Consider the following 22,401-nt stretch of genomic DNA (forward strand, 5'->3'; position numbering starts at 1 on the left):
GACGATTCAATATTGTCTCTTTTTCTTATTAACACCTTCTCCTGTACATCAATGATTTTTTCAAAAGAATACCCCGGCTCCTCAAACCGATCTTTAATTTCCTTTAAAGACAGCCCCAGGCTTTGCAGTAACCTGATGTTATGGAAGATCTTAAACTCTTTCGTAGTGTAGACATTTTGCCCCTTCGTATTTTTTTCGGTCGGGACTAAGATTCCCAGCTGCCGATAGTGCCTTAACGTCCGTACCGTCGTATCAGCGATCTGCGCGAACCTGCTTACCATTAATTCCATGATTTATTTATCCCCAATCTTTACTGACAATGTAGTTTTATTATAACAGCAGCTGGCAGAGCGGACTCCAGTCAAAAAACGTCCCTTATGTTCAAATGAACATAAGGGACGTTCTTATCATACTATTTAATTAATTAACTGTTTTCTTTCTTTTAAATCCTAATATTCTTCCTGTTAAAAATCTAGCTAATAACAAGAATAAGAAAAAGGACGCAAGCTGGAGAATTCCTCCTAGACCGATATAGAAATTTTGCAGCAATTGTATCGGATTAAAGACCAAAAATCTATCAAGGTAAGAAGCACTTTCGGAATAGTAAGCCAGTAATGGTATATTAAATCCTAAATGATGGGCTGCCTGTCCATTATTATAGGTGGTTGACCACGGCATTATCAAAAATACGAGAACTATTAGGCCTAGGGAAAGACCCACTACATTCTTATTCGATTGAAGCACTGAATGTATTTTTTCTAAAATAGTAATCGCCTTCTTTCGTGATACAAAAGTCATTTAGTAATATAGTTATTATATCAAAATTCTAAAATATACACATTTTTTCACTAAGCGTATTATTCCCATTACCACTGCTTCTTATCACATTTTTTTAAACTTATCATCGAGCTATAAAACTCAAAGAAAAAAGCGTCCCACCTGTTTACTGAACAGACGGGACGCTTCTATCATATTATTTGATTAGAATGTGCTGCATATCATGACCCACACTAACTGAGTAGTGGAATTAGATAACAATGAATACTGAAAATACTTATATATCCCCTTTTCCCACTCTGATCCATCCCCTCCTTATTAAATAAACCCTCAGTATTTATGAACATTATCCAGTCATAAAAGATCAAAGAAATATTCAAAAATTTTAATTGGTACACATTGAATCGTTCAAGGTATTAGAAACCGATACCATTAATTAATGGAAGGTTCCTCATATAAAAATTTTTTCTTGTATACCTTAAGAGGAACACTCAAAACACTGCGCTGTAATAGTGAATGTTTAAATTACAGACTGACTATAATTACTCTTTGTGTGAACCTTCCCTTCCATTAAGAGACGTGCGGTTCTACCAACTTTAATGGACAACGGAAACTCATTAAATATAGTTTCCATAACCCCCGCTGGATGACCTATTAAAATGGTGCTGCTGTTCCTATCGATAATTTCAGAAAGAATCGTGCCTTTTATCTTACTGGCAGCTGTGATACATACCGCTCCTGTTATAGCCAGTGCTTTATGGGGCCGCTGCATGGACATCATTCTCACTAATACGTTAAAATCTTTTTCATTGTGAAACTTACCAGCAGTATCTTGATAATCAAAAGGTTTTGAAACAATTGTTAATTTAGGTGTTGCCGGGGAAAGCCTCGTAGCTTCAGATTTGGATGCAAATCCGCATTCCTCAGCTGCTGCTGCGCGTAATTCTTCTAAAAGGGCAATTTGCTCCTTTGAATATTCCTCGGGTAATTCATCTCCACGAAGCCCTATATCCTGAGCTTGGACAAACACCAAGGGATTAGCTATATCCACTATAGATGCTCGAATTTCACCTAAAGAACACGAGAGAAAATCTATCGGTCTGCCTGTGGGAAGAACTTTACCTGTTACAGCCCCTTCAGGATTTTCGAACGATAAAAATATAGGCGAACCATTGCCTGGCACACCAGGTATCGAATAGTCTCCCTCTGTTTTTACCCTGCCATTTTCCACCTCTACTTCAGCTGTAATAATTTTTTTAGTGTTTGTATTAAATATCCTTACTTTTGTAATAGGTTCTTCTGCTGAGACGAGTCCCTTAGCTATTGCATAGGGGCCGACTGCTGAAGAGATATTCCCACAATTTCCTTTAAAATCTACCAATTGATCATATAAGCTTACTTGAGCAAAAGTATATTCAATGTCATATGAAGAATTGCTGCTCTTATCAATAATAGCCACTTTGCTAGTTAGAGAATTAGCTCCACCTAATCCATCTATTTGGTTAGGATCTGGACTGCCCATGATATCCAGCAGAAATTCTTCTCTTTCCTGGTCAGTTGCTGGTAAATCTTTCTTTTGTAAAAATACCCCTTTACTGGTTCCTCCACGCATTAAAGTAATAGGTACTTTATTCACTCTAAATGCCCTCCTTATAGAAAAATGAATGTTGTTCAGACGGTATCCATAGCGTACAATGGATTTAATTATAAGAAAAATCAAAATTTTATATAGAAGTGCATAAATATATTTTATAAATAAGGGAGTTTTATCTTATGGACCAAAAAGATTGGCAGATTTTAAATGCAATTGCAGAAGAAAAAAGCTTAACAAAAGCAGCTGAAAAATTATTTATCACTCAGCCTGCGCTCAGTTACCGATTAAAGCAACTTGAAGAGTCTTTTCAGACCAAGCTTTTTTTTCGTACAAAAAAAGGAATTGAGTTTACTTCTGAAGGTGAATTACTCGTAGATTATGCTAAGGAACAAATAAAGGAATATCTCACACTAAAAGATGAAATTTTTAACATTGGTAATGAAGTGAGAGGGACTCTTCGGATCGGAGTTTCAAGCAATTTTGCACAATATAAACTTCCCGCATTGTTAAAGAAATTCTCAATCTCTTATCCCAATATTCAATTTAAGGTTCAGACTGGATGGAGTACTGAAATTATGAATTTATTGAATCAATCTCAAATCCATTTAGGAATCCTAAGAGGGGATTATGATTGGGAAGGAGAAAAATTACTTTTAACAAAAGAGCAATTGTATATTATATCTAAAAATGAAATTTCCCTAGAAGAACTCCCCCAGCTCCCCTTTATTTATTATAAGACCGATAATTCACTTAAACGGCTGATCAGCAGATGGTGGAATGATCATTTTTCTCAATCTCCTTTAACTGCAATGGAAGTAGACAGACAGGAAACGAGTAAAGAGATGGTAAAGAATGATTTAGGTTTTTCTGTTGTCCCCGAAATCTGCTTAACGCCTTCCGATGATCTGTATACAGAGGGATTAACCTATAAAAATGGAGAGCCTGTTTTGCGTGATACGTGGTTAATGTACCGAACAGACTTTATCCAGCTTAATATTGTAAAAGCTTTTATTGATTTTCTAATCAAACAGCAGACTGTAAAAATATAAAAAAATTTTATAGACAACGATAATATTTATCTATTTTACTTATGATACTGATTTTTATAACCTTATGACAACACAAAAAAAGAAGGAGGATAAGGCATTGAGAAAATTGTATGCGCTTACTTCATTAATGATACTTACCCTTTTCATAGTAGGTTGTCAGCCCTTATCATTTGTTAGTTCTGATGCAACGAGCGGGGAAGAAGAACAAGGTTATAACGAAGATCTTCTAACAATGGTTATTCCCTATGATGCGGGGGGAGGAACCGATGTATTTGCCAGATTTATGACAAAGCCGCTTTCCACCCATATTGAGAACCAGCCAAGTATTCAAGCTGAGAACATACCTGGCGGTGGAAGCATTACAGGAACAAATGCATATGTGAATTCCTATGATAAGGATGGTACAAATCTAGTAACCACAAGTGCTTCCACTCATATTCCTTATTTACTGGATCAATCATCTGTACAGTATAGTTTTGACGAACTTACTCCCCTGGTTGGAGCTCCTACAGGAGGTGTAGTTTATGGTTCTGCAGATTTAAACATTAAAGATGGTTTTGATCTCGGCCAAATAAAAGAAAAGCTTTTTTATGCAGGCATGTCTCCCACCGGTTTAGATTTAACGACATTAATTTCTTTTGAAGTACTAGAGATAGATGCTAAAGCAGTATTGGGTTACGAAGGAAGAGGTCCAGCACGAGTTGCTTTTGAGCAAGGCGAAAGTAATATTGATTTTCAAACCACGACAGCTTATAAGCAGAATATAGAGCCGAAGGTAGAAGATGGAGAAGCTGTTCCACTCTACAGTTTAGGCCAAATTGATGAAAATGGTGAAGTCGTGAGGGATCCGCAATTTCCTGACCTTCCAACTGTAAAAGAAGTTTATAAAGAACTTCACGGTGTCGAACCTAAAGGACAAGCATGGGAGACTTATAAGCATTTTCTAAACGCTACCTATACTCTACAAAAAGTGATATGGGTTCATGAGAGTGCGCCTGAAAGTGCAAAAGAAGAATTGAAAAAAGCAGCCAATAGATTAGTTGAAGATGAACAATTCAAACAAGAGTCTTCCGTTATTCTAGAGGATTATGAAATTTACTCTCAGGAAGAGTTAGAAATTAGAATCGATAACTTAGAGAAAAATATGAATGAGGATACAATCAATTGGGTTTATGAATTTCTTTTAAATGATCACGGAGTTGATGGCAGAAAATTATAGAGGGGGATACTATGATTGAAAGTGCAATGGAAGCCTTACGTATTGTATTAGATCCATCCAGGGTTTTATTCATGTGCCTTGGCATTGGACTAGGCATTGTAGTTGGACTGCTGCCAGGTTTAGGCGGAACAGTAGGCATGTCACTTTTACTGCCGTTTGTATTCGGAATGGACCCTTTTGTCGGGACAGCCCTGTTAATTGGTATGGTAGCCGTTGTTCATACGGGAGATACCTTTCCTTCTGTATTGCTTGGGATCCCAGGCTCTTCCGGATCTCAGGCAACTATTATGGACGGATATCCTTTAGCTAAAAAAGGGGAAGCATCTAGGGCTATGGGTGCTGCATTATTTTGTTCAATGATAGGCGGGGTTATAGGAGGAGTTGCTCTCTATCTGGCTATTCCGATCGCTGCTCCGCTGATCACTAGTTTCAATTCACCGGTTTTATTTATGTTAACGATGCTTGGACTTAGCATGGCCGGCCTTTTAGCTGGAGATTCACCGGCTAAAGGAGCCCTATCAGGTTTAATGGGATTAATGATCGGTTCTGTGGGAAGTGCTCCTGCTATTACGGAGTACCGGTATACCTTTGATTTCCTTTACCTTTCTAATGGTCTTTCCCTGCCAGTTGTCGCTTTGGCTATCTTTGCCTTTCCAATTTTAATTACTATGCTGACCCATAAGGGGAGCGTAGCTGAGGCGAATCGCTTGAAAGGCGGGGTCCTAAAAGGAGTGGGTGACGCTCTTAAGAACAAGTTCTTAGTCATGAGAAGTGCTGTTTTAGGGAGCCTGATCGGCTTCATTCCAGGATTGGGAGGAAGTGTCGTCGACTGGCTTGCTTATGGAGCAGGTAAAAAGACGGTAAGAAATAACCAGTTTGGCGAAGGAGACATTCGCGGAGTTATCGCTCCTGAAAGTGCAAATAACGCGAAAGAAGGCGGGTCCCTCATTCCAACCCTGCTATTTGGTATTCCTGGCAGTGGGACAACCGCAATATTGCTGGGCGGATTAATTTTAATGGGTCTAGAAGCAGGCCCAAGAATGTTGACAAGCGAGCTGCCTCTCACTTTATCTATCGTTTGGACACTAGTTATTGCAAACATAATTGGAGCTATCCTATGTATGACATTAGTCAAACCGATTTCCAAACTAAGCCTAATTCCAGGAGAGAAGCTTGTCCCCTTCCTTACTATCCTTCTATTAATTGGGGCGTATCAAAGTAATTTCGCCTGGGGAGATATTGTTGCCTTTATTGCCATTGGTTTATTAGGATATATCATGACCATTCTTGATTGGCCGAGACCTCCATTACTTATCGGATTTGTATTAGCCATATCAGCAGAAAGGTACTATTGGATCTCCATTGAAAGGTACGGATGGGAATGGCTGAGTAATCCCATTGTTATTACGATTGGGGTATTAATCGTTATCCTTCTTACCGGAGGAACCATAATGAAAAAAATCAGTAACAACTTACAAAGAGAAGGTGTATAAAATGACTAAACAAACACTAAATGTAATTTTTACTTTTGGTATATTTATGGTTTTTGTCTGGGCCGCTTTTACCGCACTTACCTTTTCCCGTCTAGCCCAATTCTTCCCTTTATATGTATCTATCGCAGGTAGTATCTTATCAGGTATTTATCTAATAAAGGAAATTATAAAGATAAGGAAACAAAAAAAACAAGGTTCGCATCCGAAAGTTCTAATTATTAAACCACTTATATATACTGGATGGATTATGGGCTACGTCATCACAATTTCTTTAGTGGGACTGTTTATTGCTTCCACTATTTACCTCATTTCCTTTTTACTGATAGAATCTAAGTTCACTTTCTTTAAGACTATTTACTCGACTGGTATTGCATTAGTTCTTATTACGGTTTTAAGTAATTTATTAAATATAGCATGGCCGCAGAGTGTATTATTAGGGATCTGAATAAAAGAGTCAAATTGATAAATATAGTCTTATACCTGGTAAAAACCTTCTATAAAACATAAAAAAATCTCACAATCGTTTAGTTAGAGTAGAGTGACTCTAGCGTTGGGGTGCACTACCTGATTTGGAGGTGTTTTTTAGGAGCACCAATCGAGTTTTCCGAAAAAATAACATGAGAAGCGATCTACTTGAGAACAGAGGAGCAGCTCTCTTATCAAGGACCTATGAAACGCTTTCGAATTAGAAAAAAACCCCAAATTAAAACATGATTGAAATAGTTTAAGCAGGGTGATTATCATCGTTTGACCAAGTTGCCTGGCAAGCAGAAAAGTCTTGGAGAAGGAGCGGAACCCAAAACATATTTAAGATTAAAAAAGCCTTTCAAGAGTTTATAAACTCTTGAAAGGCTTTTAGATTTAGTAAATGATTTAAAAACCAGTCATCATCCAGCCGAAAGGTACTTAAACCTTATGGTGAAAGATTTTGGGCGCTATTACATCATGCCGCCCATTCCGCCCATGCCACCGCTCATGTCGGGCATGCCGCCGCCGTAGTCACTGCTGGACTCCGGCTTTTCTGCGATAACTGCCTCAGTTGTGAGGAACATCGCAGATACGGAAGATGCGTGCTGAAGTGCAGAACGGGTTACTTTTGTAGGGTCGACGATACCGGCCTCTACCATGTTTACCCATTCGTTGGTTGCGGCGTTAAAGCCGATGCCTACTTCTTCGTGCTTCATCTTCTCAACGATAACGGAGCCTTCAAGGCCTGCGTTCAACGCGATCTGGCGAAGCGGCTCTTCGAGTGCACGAACCACGATGGAAATACCTGTTGCTTCGTCACCTTCTGCTTCAATAGCTGCGACTTTCTTGTATACGTTCAAGCGCGGTACCACCACCGGATACGATACCTTCTTCTACTGCTGCACGTGTAGAGTTCAAGGCGTCTTCGATGCGGAGCTTGCGCTCTTTCATTTCTGTTTCGGATGCGGCTCCGACTTTCACGACAGCGACACCGCCGGAAAGCTTCGCAAGGCGCTCCTGAAGTTTTTCTTTATCGAATTCAGATGTTGTTTCTTCAATCTGGGATTTAATCTGGCTGACACGGTTGGAAATCTGATCCGGCTGGCCATTTCCTTCTACGATCGTTGTATTGTCTTTATCAATGGTAATCTTGTTGGCATTACCAAGCATATCGACTGTAGCTGTCTTCAGGTCAAGGCCTGTATCTTCTGTAATAACCGTACCGCCTGTAAGCGTAGCGATGTCTTCAAGCATTGCTTTACGACGATCGCCGAAGCCAGGTGCTTTAACAGCTACTGCGTTAAACGTACCGCGGAGCTTGTTTACTACAAGTGTAGCAAGCGCTTCGCCTTCTACGTCTTCTGCAATAATAAGGATTGGACGGCTCTGCTGAACCACCTGCTCGAGTACCGGAAGAACTTCCTGATGTTGGAGATCTTCTTGTCGGTAATAAGAATGTACGGGTTATCAAGCTCAGCCGTCATCTTATCAGAATCCGTCACCATGTATGGAGACGCATAACCGCGGTCAAACTGCATACCTTCTACGACTTCAAGCTCGGTATCAAGTCCGCGGGACTCTTCGACTGTGATTACGCCGTCGTTTCCAACGCGCTCCATTGCTTCAGCGATAATTTCGCCGACTTCGTCAGATGCAGAAGAAATAGCTGCTACCTGTGCAATAGACTCACGGCCTTCGATTGGCTTGGAAATCTTCTGCAGTTCATCTACAGCAAGCTTTGTTGCTTTCTCGATACCTTTGCGGATACCCATTGGGTTCGCACCGGATGTTACGTTCTTCAGACCTTCCTGGATCATAGCCTGAGCCAGAACGGTTGCGGTTGTCGTACCGTCACCGGCGATGTCGTTTGTTTTGCTTGCTACTTCGGATACGAGCTGGGCGCCCATGTTCTCGAAGTTATCTTCTAATTCGATTTCTTTTGCAATTGTTACACCATCATTGGTAATAAGCGGGGAACCAAATTTTTTCTCGAGAACGACGTTGCGTCCTTTCGGTCCAAGCGTTACTTTTACTGCGTTAGCTAGTTCATCGACACGCGCAGCATGGAGCGGCGGGCGTCTTCGCGGAACTTAATATCTTTAGCCATTAATTGTACCCTCCTGAGTGCGTATTTGTTTCATTGGGTGCTGCTTTTATACGTTCATTAAAAGAATGATTAGTTTACGACTGCAAGAATGTCGCTTTCACGGATAATTAAGTACTCCGTACCGTCAAACTTTACTTCTGTTCCGGAATATTTGGAATAAATCACTTTATCGCCTTCGTTTACTTCAAGCGGGCGTCTTTCTCCGTTGTCTTTTACTGCACCGGATCCAACCGCTACTACTCGGCCTTCCTGCGGCTTTTCCTGGGCAGATCCCGGCAGGACGATACCGCCTTTAGTTGTTTCTTCTGACTCAACTTGCTCAATGATAATACGGTCACCTAGTGGCTTTAACAAGGTAGAACCCTCCTTCAGAGTTATCGTAAAGACGGCGTCCTTGAAATAACGGGCGCGGTTCTTTACTTTTTTCATTTTTAGCACTCGGATGTGTTGAGTGCTAATCCACTTATTATATTAATCATTCTGCTTTTGTTTTGCAAGCCCTTCCTGCAAAAAAATTTCTGCTTTTTCGCACGGCCCTTTCTTTTGTTCCGTACTCTCTGATTTCTAATTCTTATTTTCATTTTCCCTTCACAATTGTTTCACATGCTTATCGTAAGGGATCTGCCGTCTCCTGTGGTACAATGACGGTTGGTACGGCTTACGGGCCGCTGAACGATTTTACTTATGTTAAGGAGTGGACGTTATTGAATAAGCGATATTGGGCGATTCTGCTGACGTATATTCTTATGCAGCTCTCCGGTATTCTCGGCATTCCGCTGCTGCTTTCCACCGGAATGGATATCACACAGAGTATTGCTGTATGGAGTATCTTCAGCTTCGTCGCCGCCCTGGTAGTTATGCTTCTGCTTTTAATACCAGAGCGTAAAGCAAAGTCTCACCCTAAATTAAAAAGAACGAGCGTCGGGGACGCGGTGCTGTGGAGCTTTCTTGGTATTCTGCTCGCCTTCGTCGCCCAGTATGTGGCAGTCATTATTGAAACAGCGATTTTCAACGTCGAGCCCGGCTCGGAAAACACGCAGGAAATCGTGGAAATGGTCCAGATGGTGCCAGTGTTTGCTCTCGTTGTGGCCGTGGTCGGCCCGATATTAGAAGAGCTTGTCTTTCGGAAGGTATTATTCGGCGCGCTTTACCGCCGCATGAACTTCTTTTTCGCCGCGTTGATCAGCTCGGTGATTTTCGCTGCCGTGCATCTGGATTTCACGCATCTCTTAATTTATACTGCGGTCGGCTTTACGTTTTCCTTCCTTTATGTAAAAACCGGACGGATTATTGTGCCGATTATCGCCCATGTTGCCATGAATGCGTTTGTGGTCATGACACAGGTAATATTCGCCGATCAGCTTGAAGAAATTATCCGTGAAGCGGAACAGGCCGCACTGATTATTGGAGGATTGTTCTTATGATGTCACCATTAACAATGTCGATGATTTACTTCGGAATCGCCGGCTTATGTATATTCCTTGGTCTTCAGTTTGCCGGCGAATACGGCATGTGGAGCATCATGAGCATAGCGCTTGCCGCCATCGCTGCGTTCGATATTATGCTCGGCCACCGGTTCTGGGTGCTTCATCAGCGTATGAAGTCCTCGGAGAATAAGGATAATAAAGATAACGACAACAAAAAAGATAAATAAAAAAGACGCCACTGAGGCGTCTTTTTTTACTCTTCTGCGTTCGTTGTTTCTTTTTCCAGCCGTTTTAATGCGGTTTCTGCCAGCATATAGTCAAAAAAGTGGGTTTCCGTGGAAATCTGTTCCGTTTCATGGACGCTTTCCAACGGCTCTTTCCAGTCGGCGGCTTTGGCCGTGTCTCCTTTATCCAGAAAATGCAGCATAATCAGCGCATAAACAGCGGGCGCTTCGTATTCGACCGATTCTTCCATCGTCTCCCGATCGTACCGGCCCGTCAGCCTGCCATTGGTGTCATAGGTCTCATACAGCCAGTTTTCCAGCGGCTGGATGTCCCCGGTAACGGCCTCCATCTGCTGCATAATCAGCACCTGGTCGATCAGGTTCACTTCGCCTGCCGTATAAAACTCTTTCGCCTCGTCTTCTACATTATACCGTTCGTAGTAGTAGAGGCTGTTATCCATGGCGGCACGTGTGACGCCTTCAAGCGAAGCCCCGTCCCAGCCAAAGCTTTCCCAGGCGGCAGCAGAGAAATAGCTGAAATGTACTTCCTGGGAGAGGGATTCAGACGGCCAGTCGTAAAAGTCGTGCCATTCGCCCGCCTCGTATTGATAGTGATAGACCGCTTCTTGAATCGCCAGCGAAAGCTCATGATATGATTCCTCGCCGAACAGCTCCGCACCCCGCTTCAGCGCATAGGCAATCCGCACATCGTCAATCAGCGCATTAACGGAAATGTCATCCTCCACTTTCCATTTGATCAGCGTTCCTTCGTCCAGCTCTTCCGTAAACTCGGACAATCTGTCTATTTCTTCAGCGAACGCTTCCTCCTCTTCCATCACAAGCAGGTAGTCCAAATACAGGCCGAACGATTCAGAAAGGTACTCCGTGTTGCCTTCCCCGTCCGGGTAGTTGGCAATCAGTCCGTTATCTCCCCGGTACCGTTCCTCTATAACTGTCACCGTTTCGTCCTCCTCCCTTTCCGATGGAAGCAGCCAAAAAACTGCCAGGCCAATACCGATAATCAGAAGTACTGCGATTATTCCTTTTTTCACGGATTCTCCCCTTTAAATCGTTCTGTTTTGTCCCAGAGAATTGTGCGCTTTCTCACCCGGCTTGCAAAGTAAGAGAAAAAGCTCTTTGCCAGCAGCACAAGAAACAGCTGGGCATACGTGAAATACATAATGCCTCCCACCGCGACCTGAAAACTGCCGGCATCCTTTTCCAGCACCTGCGCACTCAGAATCTGGCTCGTGTATACAATATAGCTCATAAACCAGACCATTAACAGCGGAACGGCCATCGTAACCGACACGACGTTAAACAGGCTGAGGATAAGCAGGACGTTGGAAATAAACAGCACCACAACGAAAAAGAAGTAGGTGGCAATATGCTGCACGGAGTGAATCAGCGTCGAACGATTCCAGAACGAAGCGTCCTTTAAGGATTTTTCCAATAAATAAATATTGCCGATCAGCCAGCGTGTACGCTGCCTGATAAAAATCCGGATGTGTTCCGGCTCCTGTTCCCACGTTCTCGCTTCCGGCACGACTGGAAGCCGCCATCCCTTCGATGCAACCCGGATCGTCAGCTCCGCGTCTTCCGCGAGCGCGTATTCGTCATACCCGCCCAGTTCCTCAAGGGCACTCACCTTCAGGAGCATGTTTGTTCCTGCGAGCGATCCCATTTTCCACCAGTGCCACCTTCCACTCTGCATAAGAAGCTGGAACACTTCAAACTCCAGCGCAATCATCCGCGTCAGCAGATTCTTCCGGGCGTTGACTGTCTTGACATACCCGACGGCTCCGACCGCTTTTTCCGTATGTTCTGCGGCTTCGACCAGCTTCCGGACTGCATCCGGCTCCGGCTGATTATCGGCATCATAAACAAGAAAGTATTCGGTGTCGATTAACGACAGACCGTAATTGAGCACCCGGGATTTGCCTTTTGGCTCTCCCGGCGGCACCTTCACGTAGTGGATTCTGGAAAATAACCGGCTGTATTCCAGACCGATCGCTTCTGTGTCATCGCTGGAATTATCATCAAGAAGCATCACCTGCAGTTCCCCCGGATACTCAAGCGCCTGCATCGCCTGCAGCGTATACTGCATCACGACGCCTTCGTTATGAGCCGGGATGAGAATCGAAACCGACGGGTAATGATTAAGGGGTTCAAATGGGTAAATTCTTCTGCGGTGAATAACGCCGCCTACTGCCAGCCACGAGTAATAAATTAAAAGAACCCAGAAAAAGGTCATCGCCGTTATAAAAAAGATATCCATCGCTCAGGCTTCCTTTCTCATATCATAGAGCTGTTCCGTGGACGTATGAAAATCATATTCCTCCATATAGTAGGAATACATGTCATAAGGACGTTCCTCTGACGGCATAACAGCTTTCCGGTTTTCATCCATTCGATTTTTAACAATCGCGACTCCTGTTTCATCCGTATTCTGAAGAAAAATCGAAAAGCTCCCGTCCGGGTTAATGGTCGCCAGGTCATACTGGGCCCGGATGGACTGCAGAATCACACCGCTCATGCTTTTCTGGAGCGCCGCCGCGGCATAAGCCTGGGGCTTCAGCACAATGTGAATCAGCCAGCCTGATTCCCTGCGTCGTTTCATTCCCGTCAGCATCAGCTCCACCTGGCTTTCAAATTCCGATACGGACAAAAGCATGGAGGAAGGTTCATATTTCTTCAAATGATCGACCTGACTTTTCAAATCAGCGTTCTCTTTGATCAGCGTTTTAAAAGAAGCAAAGAACAGCCAGACGCTTACAGTAAAGAAACTAAACAGAATGTGATGACTGATCAGGGTAGTCTGGGGCGGCGCATCCGGGAAAAATACGCTCCATCCCGTTAAATAGAAGCCGTACAGTAAAATCAGCGCAAGCGCAGCCGGAAAAATATACCGACCCGGCAGAAGAGCCATTCCCGCAACTGCTGCCAGAACAAGCAGCATCGAAATAGTCTGGAGAAGCGCTCCTCCCACCTGAAAGATGACAAGCAGGCACAGCGCCATAATCGTAAACAGAATCGTCATCGAGACCGTCGGTTTCATATCATGCCTCCTCCCATGCAAAAAGATGTTCAATCAAACCGGCAATGCGTACGGAAGCCCTGCCGTCCCCGTATGGATTCACACGCTCCGCCATATCCATATAGGCGGCTTCACTCTCCAGAAGCCGGGATGCTTCCTTAAAGATAAGCTCAGGCGATGTGCCGACGAGCTTCAGTACGCCCGCTTCCACCCCTTCCGGCCTTTCCGTGTTCTCTCTTAGCACCAGTACCGGAACACCAAAGGATGGAGCTTCCTCCTGAATCCCGCCGGAGTCGGTTAAGATCAGCGTGGATCGTGAGGCCATATTATGAAAATCAAATGTTTCCAATGGTTCTGTTAGATGAAGCCTCGGATGCTCGGTAAACATCTCTTCTACGAGCGCATGAATCCGCGGGTTTTTGTGAACAGGATATACGACATGAAGGTCCGAAAAAGCGTCAAGCAGCCGCTTTACCGCTGCAAATATATCCTTCATCCCTTCCCCGAGATTTTCGCGGCGGTGTGTCGTTAATATGATAAACCGATTCCCATTCATCGTTTCCAGAAGCGGGTTCGTATAGTCTGGACGCACCGACAGCGCCAGCGCATCGATCGCGGTGTTACCGGTCACAAAAATAGTCTCCGGATCGATATTTTCTTGCAGCAGATTTTCTCTGGCAGTGTTTGTCGGAGCAAAGTTCCAATCTGCCAATGCAGCAGCCAGCTTCCGGTTCATTTCCTCCGGATAAGGAGAGAATTTATTACCCGTGCGGAGTCCCGCTTCGACGTGGCCGACTGGTATCTGCTGGTAAAATGCAGCCATGCCCGCGGCAAACGTGGTTGTTGTGTCTCCATGCACTAATACGAGATCCGGCTTCATCTCCCGAAACAGCGGCTCCAGCCCTTCCAGCACCTTGACCGTAATCGTCGTCAATGTCTGATCCGGCTGCATAATATGCAGATTGTGATCTACAGCCAGTTGAAATGTCTCCAGCACCTGATCAAGCATTTCCTTGTGCTGGCCCGTCACAATAAGCGATGAATGTATAGAGGAATGCCGTTCAATTCTTTTAATAAAGGAGCCATTTTTATCGCTTCCGGTCTTGTTCCGATCACAGTAACTACATTGATTTTTTCCATCCGTCCATCCCCATCTCCATGGTGTAGTGAAAATGTTCTATATAGTGAATTATATAACATTATGACTGCTATATTTATATTATCGGCAGAATGTTATATATTTATTTTCTAAATAAATAAAAAAGCCATTCGCAGGGAACGGCTTTTCACGTCTGGAACTATTTATTTATAGACTTAGGAAATAACGTATAGGACCAGGAATAAAGGAAATCGACAGCAAAAACGATGCCCCATATCATTCCAATCGAATACAATGCTTCATTAGGATACGGTGAATTCTCTGCCTCTCCTGCTTCCACCCAGGAAAAATCCGCCGCGTATTCGATCATTTCCTGCATCGTACCGGTCCCCATGGACCACAGCACAGCCTGACCGATAACAAAGCAGACAAGATGAATCATAGACGTTTTGCCTATATTTTTTCGCAATATATTTAGGATCATTATGTCTGTTTAAAACCTCATAATCCTTGTTTGACAATAACTCCACGCCGCGCAGCCTGCCTATTTTGCCGCGCATCCACCGGTCCAGCTTGATAAAATCAAATACGCCAAAGGTGCAGGCATAGATAACAAACACGACGACAACTATAAGAAAGCTGGATACTTCGCCGGTCTGCCGGTACACATATAAAGCCAGTACCGCTTCCAGAATCAGAAGAAAAAGAAAAATCCAGAGAAACAGCAGGCTTCGCCCGGGAGCATTCCATATGTAACGAAGCACGCCGAACAGCAGAAGGCAGATAATAGATAGTATTTCTGCGGCAATAAAAAGTTCCCAGTAATAGCCAAGCAGCAGCTCTTCCATATATCTCCCCTGCCTTCCCGTTTAGATTGTATCTGTTTTTGTATATGGATTTTCTACTCTACTGCAGCGGTGCAGTATCTTTTGGAATGATAAAAATTGCTGCGATATAAAGCAGGACCAGCGGCACATTCATCGTAGCAGCTACTAGCACAATATAAGCAATACGCAGTAACGTTGCATCGATGTTAAAGCGCTCTGCTATACCGCCGATGACGCCAAAACTGTAAAAATTAGTAGATGAACGTACAAGTCTTCTTTTCTTCATAAAAGCCTCCCTGGAATCCTATCCTTCTTTTACCAACGTACCATTCCATATATTTCCTTTCAATAAAAATTCGATGGTTATCTTTATTCTATATAGGAGAAAAGGTTGAAAGCATCTGCCTAGCCAGCTTCTACGCAGTGAACATTCATTACTAAATAAAAAAAACCCTTTCGGATGTTTTTTACCCATTATTCTCTTTATCTATCTCTTCCTGCCGGCGCTTTTGTTCTTCGAGCGCCCATTCCTCCATGCGCTGCTTTTCGGCTTTCTGTACTTTCTTGTACGTCGATTTGGAAATAATAATGCTCACTTCATAAAGCAGCAGCAGCGGTACGGTGACCATGAGATGTGAGACGATCTCAGGCGGCGTAATAAAGCCGGCCACTACGAGCAGTACGAAGTATGCATACTTCCGCACCGTGCGCAACCAGGCGGGCGTGATCAGCCCGAGCCGTGTCAGGAACATCACGACTACCGGAAGCTGAAACAACAGCCCGAACGGGAGTGTGAGCTGAAACAGAAACGAAAAGTAGTCATTGACGCCATATTGTTCCGTGAGCCCGAGCCGCTCAGTCAGCGAGCTTAAAAAGCGGAGTACATTTGGAAACAGAATGAAATAAGCAAAGGCGAGTCCTCCGAAAAACAGGAACGTCGCAATCGGTATATAGGACAAGGTGGCTTTGCGCTCATTTTCCATAAGGCCCGGAGATACAAAAGCCCAGAGCTGGTGGAGCAGGAGCGGAAACACAAGAATCAGCCCGATCACAAAAGCGAAATTCATATACAGCATCACCGGGTCGGTCAGACTGAAGACGTTCATCGGAAAATCTTCTGCCGCCGGGATATTCTGAAGGTGTTCAATCACACGCGGTGCAATGATCAGCCCGATAATCATCGCCACGAGAAAGACGCTGCCGACCAGGATTATTCTCCTTCTCAGCTCCCCGAGGTGGTCATACAGCGTCATCTCTTCTTCTATGACCGGCGGGCGTTTCGGATTACTTGGTTTCACCGGTTTTTGGTTCGGATTTCTTTGGCTTCTCTTCATCGTCATCATCTGCCAGCCCCTTGGTTGCGTACTTAAATTCTCTCAAGGTGTTCCCTGCTGCTTTTCCAAGCTCCGGCAGCTTCTTTGGGCCGAATATGAGCAGTGCTACTATGGCAATAAGTGCAAGACTTCCTGGTCCTATTGGCATGTTACAGCCTCCCTTTTTAAGATATATCGGATACGTGCTTACGAATCGAGCGGGTAATTCCGTAAAAAGTAGACGAGTGTCTGCAGTTCGATCGATAAATCAATATGGTGCACCCTTATGTAAGGCGGCAGGGACAGCCGGGCAGGTGTAAAGTTCAGAATGCCTTTAATACCGGCATCCACAATCTTCTCGGCAGTGGACTGGGCAAATTCAGCAGGAACGGTCAGAATAGCCACGCTTGGCTGTTCATCTTCCGGTGCCTTTTCTGTGAGCTGGTCCAGGTGGAAAATCTCCACTCCTCCTACTTCGTTTCCAACAATTTCATCTTTTACATCAAAAGCGGAAACGATGCGCGTGTTGTCGCTTCTGGAAAAATTATAACGCAGAAGCGCCGTGCCGAGGTTACCGACGCCGACAAGACAGACATTTGTCCGTTCGTCCTGATCCAGGGTTTTCCGGAAAAAGGACAACAGGTAGGATACGTTATAGCCGTACCCCTTTTTGCCGAGCGCTCCGAAATAGGAAAAATCCCGGCGGATTGTTGCGGAATCCACTTTCACTGCTTCACTTAATTCTGTGGAAGACACCCTGGTTTTTCCGGAGGCATGCAGGTTTTCAAGAAATCGGTAATACAGCGGCAGGCGCTTCGCTGTAGCCTGTGGTATTTTTTGCTGGTCTGTATTCATTAGAAAGCCTCCATAGGTCGCTGCCTGTTTCCATCATGGCAGGCATTGTTTGTATCGGGATCTCCCGGTATACACAGCATACCTGTTATCAGGAAGAAAGACGAACAGAAGGATTTCTGTTTGCGCTTTCTTTATTTATTGTACACCATTCAGGCACGTATTGTCATATGAATCTGAAGGAACAGCTCCGCTTTTCTGTTTCCTGAACGATCGCCTTTTCCCATGAAATAAGCTAAACTGAAAGGTGAGACTTGTATAAAAGGATGGTTCTTGATGATCGTACTGCAATGTATAGATATAACGAAGTCATTTGGTGCAGACACGATTCTGCAAAATATAAAAATGGACATAAAAGCGAAAGAACGCGTGGCTTTGATCGGCCGGAACGGTGCCGGAAAATCTACGCTTTTAAAAATAATTACCGGAGAGCTGCCAAGCGACTCCGGACAAGTGGTCGTTCCTAAAGATGTGTCCATCGGCTATCTCGACCAGCACAGCGGACTCGACACCGACCGCTCGATCTGGGAGGAAATGCTGACGGTCTTCACCGAGCTCCGCAAAATGGAAAAAGACCTCCGCGGACTGGAAGAAAAAATGTCGGACCCTTCTCTTCTGGAACAGCCGGCCGCCTACGAAAAGGTGCTGAGCGAATATGATTCCATGCAGTATACCTTTAAAGAACGCGGCGGCTACCAGTTCGAAGCCGACATCCGCGGCATTCTTTCCGGGCTCCGCTTCGGAGCTTTTGACTATGAGACGCCAATTAATGTTCTGAGCGGCGGACAGAAAACCCGCCTCGCTCTCGCTAAACTGCTTCTATCTAAACCGGAGCTCCTGATTCTCGATGAGCCGACCAACCATCTTGATATTGATACGCTCCGCTGGCTGGAGCAGTACCTTTCCGGCTATGACGGCGCGGTGCTGATCGTTTCCCACGACCGCTACTTTCTCGATAAAATTGTCCAGAAGGTATACGAGATTGCCTGGAACAAAGCGTCGCTCTATCAGGGCAACTACAGCTACTATATAGAAGAAAAAGCACTCCGCTATGAGCAGGAGCTCAAAACATTCGAAAAGCAGCAAAAGGAAATCGCCGACCTCGAAGACTTTGTACAGCGCAACATCGCCCGCGCCTCGACCACCAAACGGGCGCAGAGCCGCCGTAAGAAGCTCGAAAAAATGGACCGCGCCGGGCGCCCCGACGGAGATCGTAAATCCGCCTCATTCTCTTTTTCCATTGATAAGGAAAGCGGCAATGACGTACTGATGATCGATGACGTCACAATTGGCTATCCGGAAGCGGATCCGATTATTAAAAACCTGAGCCTGAACGTAAAAAAAGGCGAAAGCGTAGCCCTCATCGGCCAAAATGGTGTCGGCAAATCCACCCTTCTGAAAGCGCTGAAAGGAGATCTTCCCCTTCAGGGCGGCACGATCCGTCTCGGAAGTAAAGTAAAGATCGGCTACTACGACCAGGAGCAGGCCGATCTGAATACAAATAAGACTGTGCTTCATGAGCTTTGGGACGATTATCCACAGACGGTGGAAAAAGACATCCGCACCGTGCTCGGCAATTTCCTGTTTACCCAGGAAGATGTTATGAAAATGGTGTACGACCTGAGCGGCGGGGAAAAAGCACGCCTTGCTCTTGCCAAGCTGATGATGCAGAAGCCGAACGTTCTCTTATTTGATGAGCCGACCAACCATTTGGATCTAGACAGCAAGGAAGTCCTCGAAAGTGCGTTGATTGACTATCCGGGAACGCTCGTCTTCGTTTCCCACGACCGCTATTTCCTGAACCGGATGGCAACCCGGATTGTCGAGCTGTCCCCCGGCGGCCTCCGCGACTATATCGGCGATTACGATTACTTTATTGCCCGGGTAGAAGACGAAAAGGAACGCGAAGCCATACGCCGTGAACAGGCAGAAGAGAAGGCTCCCGCGGCAGCTGGAGCGCCGGAAGTAAAAAACAGCTTCCAGCAGGACAAAGAGGCGAAGAAACATGAACGCCGCCGTCTGCGCCAGATTGAAACGATTGAAGCGTCTATTGAAGATCTCGAATCCCAGATCGAAGAACACGAGCAGCTGCTTCTCGATCCTGACGTGTACAGTGACCACGAAAAAGCAGCTGCCATTCAGAGCGCCTCCCAGAAGCTGAAAACAACCCTTGACCAGCAGATGGATGAATGGGAAACCCTGCAGGAAGAAGAATAACTTTTCCAAAATAAGAAATAATAGGCATGCCGTTTGCAGGATTTAATTTCCTGTCAAGCGGTTCTTTTTTCGAAATTCACACTTATACACACTATCCACAGAGTTATGCACACACCCCTCTGCTTTCTATCAGCGTTCTCATGGTTATCCACATATTTTATTAGTTATCAACAGATTTGCAATCAACAGGTTAAATCCCTTCATATCAGTTACTTTCGCTGTTTTTCTGAATATTTAAAGAAGACTTATCAACAGACGCATGCCCTTTTCCCGAAGCCGCTTGACGTTATCCCCATTTCCCCGTATTCTTAAGGAAATGTAAGCGATTTAAAAGGGGAATATGCTGTGAAGATAACGATTCGGACAAAAATCATTTTCCTGGTATCCGGTATTATTGCTTTTGTGACCATTCTTCTGTCCGGCAGCTATGCTTTTATGGAAATGCATGATATTGAAAGCACGCTCGGCGACAAAGCACTCAGCACCGCAACATATGTAGCAGCATCCCCAGTCGTGCGGGATGCTTTTTCTGCGGACGATCCCTCCGAGGTGCTGCAGCCCTATGCCGAAGAGATCCGTGACCAGTCCGGTGCGGAATTTGTCGTTATTGGCAACAACGAAGGCATCCGCTATGCCCATCCGGACGAGTGGCAGATTGGCGAAAGCATGGTCGGCGGCGACAACGACCGTGCGCTGCTGGAGGGCGAAGCCTATATTTCCAGAGCAACCGGCACCAGAGGCCCTTCGCTTCGAGGGAAAACGCCGGTCCGCGATCAAAATGGCAACATTATCGGGATTGTCTCTGTCGGCTTCTTAATTGAAGAACTTCAGGCCGCTGTTTTCCGGCGGATCGCCCTTTTAGCAGGTATCGCTCTTCTGGCTGTCGCCTGTGGAGTAATTGGGAGTATTCTGCTTTCCCGAAGCATTAAAAAGGATATGTACGGTCTCGAGCCTTATCAGATTGCCAACATGTATTCAGAGCGGGATGGCATTTTAAAAGCTATCCGGGAAGGTATTATTGCCATTGATACAGAAGGCCGGGTGACGCTGATGAATCAGTCAGCTGCGGCTATGATCGGTGCATATGGCAACGCTGAAGGTCGCCATATTAAGGATCTCCTCCCCGCTTCCAATATGGAGCGGGTGCTGGATAGTCTGGAGCCGGAGTACAATCAAGAGCTTCAGCTAGAAGACATGACCTTGATTGTCAACCGGGAGCCTATTTATAAAAAAGGAACAATCGCCGGCGTCGTTTCAAGCTTCCGTGACAAAACAGAAATGATGCAGATGGCCAATACGCTCTCCGATATCCAGCGCTACTCCGACGACCTGCGTTCCCAAAATCATGAATTTATGAACAAACTGTATGCCCTCTCCGGCTATCTGCATCTCGGCAAAAACCGGGAAGCTCTGCAGATGATCGACGAGGAGACGAACCTGCAGAAGCAGCAGGCTTCTATTGTGTTCGGACAGATTCTCGATCCAACCATTCAGGCTATTTTATCCGGAAAAAGCGGACGTGCTTCTGAAATGAAAATTGCCTTTCACGTCGAAGAAGACAGCCAGCTTAACGTACTGCCGCCCTCTATAGGCAAAGTACAAATGGTGTCGGTGCTGGGAAACCTAATAGACAACGCTCTGGAGGCGGCCGCCCAGTACAGTACAAAGCCGGTGGTCCGCTTTTTCGTCACCGATATCGGAAACGATATTGTATTTGAAATCAGCGATAACGGCCCCGGGCTTGCAGATTCGTTTGAAAAACTCCTGCAAAAAGGGATTTCCACGAAGCCAGGCACCAAAAAGCGCGGGTATGGTCTGTCCGTGATTCAGCATACGGTTCAGGAGCTTCATGGTATGCTCGAGTATACATCCAGTGAAGAGAACGGTACTATTTTCTCCGTCTACATCCCCAAACATAAGCATAGTGAAAAAAAGGAGGACATCTCATGATTAAAACCGTCATAGCAGAAGATGATTTTCGTATTGCACAGATTCATGAAGAAATTGTTAACGGCCTCGAGGGCTTTGAATGTCAGGCGAAAGCTGCCAGTGCCGCTGAATTATTTGATCTGCTCCGCACCTGCGATATTAAGCTTCTTCTGCTGGATGTGTATATGCCGGACAGCATGGGTGTCGACCTGCTTGATGTGATCCGCAGAGACTATCCGGAAGTAGATGTCATTATTATTTCAGCTTCCACGAACACCGAACATATCAAAAAAGCATTCCGCTACGGCGTTTATGATTACATTATTAAACCAGGATCTCTCGACCGTCTGCAGGAAACGCTGCAAAAATACAAAGCGTTTCATTACAATCTCTCCCTCGCTTCCGAGATGTCGCAGCAGGAAATTGATGAATGGTACAGCGGTACGGAGCGGACACTGCCAGAATCTCCTGCTCCCATTTACGAAGAAGAACCGCTGCCAAAGGGTATCGACGCACTGACACTTCGCACCGTTCAGGAATGCCTCAAGGAAATGGCTGAAGGTATTACCGCAGATGAGATGGGAAAGCAGCTCGGTGCCTCCAGGACAACAGCAAGACGATACCTTGAATTTTTAATTTCCATTAATAAAGGCGAGGCAAAGCCGATTTACGGCATTGTCGGCCGTCCCGAGCGCCGGTATTTTCACCGGTAGCTCTTTTTTTGTGCACAAAATGAACAAAACCCCTGCTTTTGTTTTTAATAGAACTT

Annotated in this window: 20 protein-coding genes and 2 pseudogenes; 9 read left to right on the plus strand and 13 right to left on the minus strand. The window is 45.0% G+C overall.

Annotation, left to right across the window (positions count from 1 at the left end):
• Together MMY81_RS00005 and MMY81_RS00010 are read right to left on the minus strand one after the other, a co-directional pair.
• The coding region (locus MMY81_RS00005; RefSeq protein ID WP_252311125.1) for a MerR family transcriptional regulator at window positions 1-290 on the minus strand (290 nt) is incomplete at its 3' end.
• Between the two features lie 1,007 nt (window positions 291-1,297).
• On the minus strand, window positions 1,298-2,413 hold the full coding sequence (locus tag MMY81_RS00010; protein ID WP_252311126.1) for a 2-methylaconitate cis-trans isomerase PrpF family protein: 1,116 nt from the start codon (window positions 2,411-2,413) through the stop codon (window positions 1,298-1,300).
• Between the two features lie 137 nt (window positions 2,414-2,550).
• Between MMY81_RS00010 and MMY81_RS00015 the strand changes: the two genes are divergently transcribed.
• The 4 genes from MMY81_RS00015 to MMY81_RS00030 all read left to right on the plus strand — a co-directional run bounded on the left by MMY81_RS00015 (window position 2,551) and on the right by MMY81_RS00030 (window position 6,577).
• Window positions 2,551-3,420, plus strand: coding sequence for a LysR family transcriptional regulator (locus MMY81_RS00015; protein WP_252311127.1), 870 nt, complete (start codon window positions 2,551-2,553; stop codon window positions 3,418-3,420).
• Window positions 3,421-3,517: 97 nt separating this feature from the next.
• Window positions 3,518-4,639 carry a type 2 periplasmic-binding domain-containing protein gene (locus tag MMY81_RS00020; RefSeq protein WP_252311128.1) on the plus strand — a complete coding sequence of 374 codons (1,122 nt, stop codon included), beginning with the start codon at window positions 3,518-3,520 and terminating at the stop codon, window positions 4,637-4,639.
• 11 nt (window positions 4,640-4,650) lie between these two features.
• Window positions 4,651-6,132: a tripartite tricarboxylate transporter permease gene (locus tag MMY81_RS00025; protein WP_252311129.1), complete on the plus strand. Its 1,482-nt coding sequence runs from the start codon at window positions 4,651-4,653 to the stop codon at window positions 6,130-6,132.
• Between the two features lies 1 nt (window position 6,133).
• Window positions 6,134-6,577 (plus strand): tripartite tricarboxylate transporter TctB family protein, encoded by a 444-nt coding sequence (locus tag MMY81_RS00030; protein WP_252311130.1) that lies wholly within the window; start codon window positions 6,134-6,136, stop codon window positions 6,575-6,577.
• 493 nt (window positions 6,578-7,070) lie between these two features.
• On the opposite strand, the pseudogene groL reads toward MMY81_RS00030, so the two are convergent.
• Both groL and groES read right to left on the minus strand, forming a co-directional pair.
• A pseudogene (groL, locus tag MMY81_RS00035) lies at window positions 7,071-8,707 on the minus strand (chaperonin GroEL).
• 69 nt (window positions 8,708-8,776) lie between these two features.
• Complete coding sequence (groES, locus tag MMY81_RS00040) at window positions 8,777-9,061, minus strand: co-chaperone GroES (protein WP_252311131.1); 285 nt, start codon at window positions 9,059-9,061, stop codon at window positions 8,777-8,779.
• Window positions 9,062-9,411: 350 nt separating this feature from the next.
• On the opposite strand from groES, the gene MMY81_RS00045 reads away from it, so the two are divergent.
• Both MMY81_RS00045 and MMY81_RS00050 read left to right on the plus strand, forming a co-directional pair.
• Complete coding sequence (locus MMY81_RS00045) at window positions 9,412-10,131, plus strand: CPBP family intramembrane glutamic endopeptidase (protein ID WP_252311132.1); 720 nt, start codon at window positions 9,412-9,414, stop codon at window positions 10,129-10,131.
• Complete coding sequence (locus tag MMY81_RS00050) at window positions 10,128-10,361, plus strand: DUF4305 domain-containing protein (RefSeq protein WP_252311133.1); 234 nt, start codon at window positions 10,128-10,130, stop codon at window positions 10,359-10,361. The genes MMY81_RS00045 and MMY81_RS00050 overlap by 4 nt, the downstream gene beginning before the upstream one ends.
• A gap of 26 nt (window positions 10,362-10,387) precedes the next feature.
• On the opposite strand, the gene MMY81_RS00055 is transcribed toward MMY81_RS00050, so the two are convergent.
• The 9 genes and pseudogenes from MMY81_RS00055 to MMY81_RS00095 all read right to left on the minus strand — a co-directional run bounded on the left by MMY81_RS00055 (window position 10,388) and on the right by MMY81_RS00095 (window position 17,489).
• On the minus strand, window positions 10,388-11,410 hold the full coding sequence (locus MMY81_RS00055) for a hypothetical protein (RefSeq protein WP_252311134.1): 1,023 nt from the start codon (window positions 11,408-11,410) through the stop codon (window positions 10,388-10,390).
• Window positions 11,407-12,636 (minus strand): glycosyltransferase family 2 protein, encoded by a 1,230-nt coding sequence (locus MMY81_RS00060; protein ID WP_252311135.1) that lies wholly within the window; start codon window positions 12,634-12,636, stop codon window positions 11,407-11,409. The genes MMY81_RS00055 and MMY81_RS00060 overlap by 4 nt, the downstream gene beginning before the upstream one ends.
• Window positions 12,637-12,639: 3 nt before the next feature.
• Window positions 12,640-13,416: a hypothetical protein gene (locus MMY81_RS00065; protein ID WP_252311136.1), complete on the minus strand. Its 777-nt coding sequence runs from the start codon at window positions 13,414-13,416 to the stop codon at window positions 12,640-12,642.
• A 1-nt stretch (window position 13,417) separates the two neighbouring features.
• Window positions 13,418-14,535, minus strand: a pseudogene (gene wecB, locus MMY81_RS00070) (non-hydrolyzing UDP-N-acetylglucosamine 2-epimerase).
• Between the two features lie 261 nt (window positions 14,536-14,796).
• A complete protein-coding gene (locus MMY81_RS00075; RefSeq protein WP_308215155.1) occupies window positions 14,797-15,342 on the minus strand; it encodes a hypothetical protein in 546 nt (181 codons plus the stop codon).
• Between the two features lie 58 nt (window positions 15,343-15,400).
• Complete coding sequence (locus tag MMY81_RS00080; protein ID WP_252311137.1) at window positions 15,401-15,607, minus strand: PspC domain-containing protein; 207 nt, start codon at window positions 15,605-15,607, stop codon at window positions 15,401-15,403.
• 181 nt (window positions 15,608-15,788) lie between these two features.
• On the minus strand, window positions 15,789-16,574 hold the full coding sequence (tatC, locus tag MMY81_RS00085) for a twin-arginine translocase subunit TatC (protein ID WP_252311594.1): 786 nt from the start codon (window positions 16,572-16,574) through the stop codon (window positions 15,789-15,791).
• A 31-nt stretch (window positions 16,575-16,605) separates the two neighbouring features.
• Window positions 16,606-16,803, minus strand: coding sequence for a twin-arginine translocase TatA/TatE family subunit (locus MMY81_RS00090; protein ID WP_252311138.1), 198 nt, complete (start codon window positions 16,801-16,803; stop codon window positions 16,606-16,608).
• Window positions 16,804-16,841: 38 nt separating this feature from the next.
• Window positions 16,842-17,489 (minus strand): redox-sensing transcriptional repressor Rex, encoded by a 648-nt coding sequence (locus MMY81_RS00095; protein ID WP_252311139.1) that lies wholly within the window; start codon window positions 17,487-17,489, stop codon window positions 16,842-16,844.
• A 273-nt stretch (window positions 17,490-17,762) separates the two neighbouring features.
• On the opposite strand from MMY81_RS00095, the gene MMY81_RS00100 reads away from it, so the two are divergent.
• From MMY81_RS00100 to MMY81_RS00110, 3 genes are all read left to right on the plus strand, one after another.
• Window positions 17,763-19,703 carry an ABC-F family ATP-binding cassette domain-containing protein gene (locus MMY81_RS00100; RefSeq protein WP_252311140.1) on the plus strand — a complete coding sequence of 647 codons (1,941 nt, stop codon included), beginning with the start codon at window positions 17,763-17,765 and terminating at the stop codon, window positions 19,701-19,703.
• A 345-nt stretch (window positions 19,704-20,048) separates the two neighbouring features.
• Window positions 20,049-21,653, plus strand: coding sequence for an ATP-binding protein (locus tag MMY81_RS00105; protein WP_252311141.1), 1,605 nt, complete (start codon window positions 20,049-20,051; stop codon window positions 21,651-21,653).
• Window positions 21,650-22,345 (plus strand): response regulator transcription factor, encoded by a 696-nt coding sequence (locus MMY81_RS00110; protein ID WP_252311142.1) that lies wholly within the window; start codon window positions 21,650-21,652, stop codon window positions 22,343-22,345. Before MMY81_RS00105 ends, MMY81_RS00110 begins: the two co-directional genes overlap by 4 nt.
• Window positions 22,346-22,401 lie beyond the last annotated feature (56 nt).

It is taken from the genome of Sinobaca sp. H24 (assembly GCF_023845525.1).

Bases quoted from the DNA above. Each gene is read 5' to 3' on its own strand.
- MMY81_RS00015 (WP_252311127.1), top strand. From the start codon at position 2,551: ATGGACCAAAAAGATTGGCAGATTTTAAATGCAATTGCAGAAGAAAAA.
- MMY81_RS00025 (WP_252311129.1), top strand. From the start codon at position 4,651: ATGATTGAAAGTGCAATGGAAGCCTTACGTATTGTATTAGATCCATCC.
- MMY81_RS00030 (WP_252311130.1), top strand. From the start codon at position 6,134: ATGACTAAACAAACACTAAATGTAATTTTTACTTTTGGTATATTTATG.
- MMY81_RS00050 (WP_252311133.1), top strand. From the start codon at position 10,128: ATGATGTCACCATTAACAATGTCGATGATTTACTTCGGAATCGCCGGC.
- MMY81_RS00060 (WP_252311135.1), bottom strand. From the start codon at position 12,636: ATGGATATCTTTTTTATAACGGCGATGACCTTTTTCTGGGTTCTTTTA.
- MMY81_RS00065 (WP_252311136.1), bottom strand. From the start codon at position 13,416: ATGAAACCGACGGTCTCGATGACGATTCTGTTTACGATTATGGCGCTG.
- MMY81_RS00075 (WP_308215155.1), bottom strand. From the start codon at position 15,342: ATGGAAGAGCTGCTGCTTGGCTATTACTGGGAACTTTTTATTGCCGCA.
- MMY81_RS00080 (WP_252311137.1), bottom strand. From the start codon at position 15,607: ATGAAGAAAAGAAGACTTGTACGTTCATCTACTAATTTTTACAGTTTT.
- tatC (WP_252311594.1), bottom strand. From the start codon at position 16,574: ATGACGCTGTATGACCACCTCGGGGAGCTGAGAAGGAGAATAATCCTG.
- MMY81_RS00090 (WP_252311138.1), bottom strand. From the start codon at position 16,803: ATGCCAATAGGACCAGGAAGTCTTGCACTTATTGCCATAGTAGCACTG.
- MMY81_RS00095 (WP_252311139.1), bottom strand. From the start codon at position 17,489: ATGAATACAGACCAGCAAAAAATACCACAGGCTACAGCGAAGCGCCTG.
- MMY81_RS00100 (WP_252311140.1), top strand. From the start codon at position 17,763: ATGATCGTACTGCAATGTATAGATATAACGAAGTCATTTGGTGCAGAC.
- MMY81_RS00110 (WP_252311142.1), top strand. From the start codon at position 21,650: ATGATTAAAACCGTCATAGCAGAAGATGATTTTCGTATTGCACAGATT.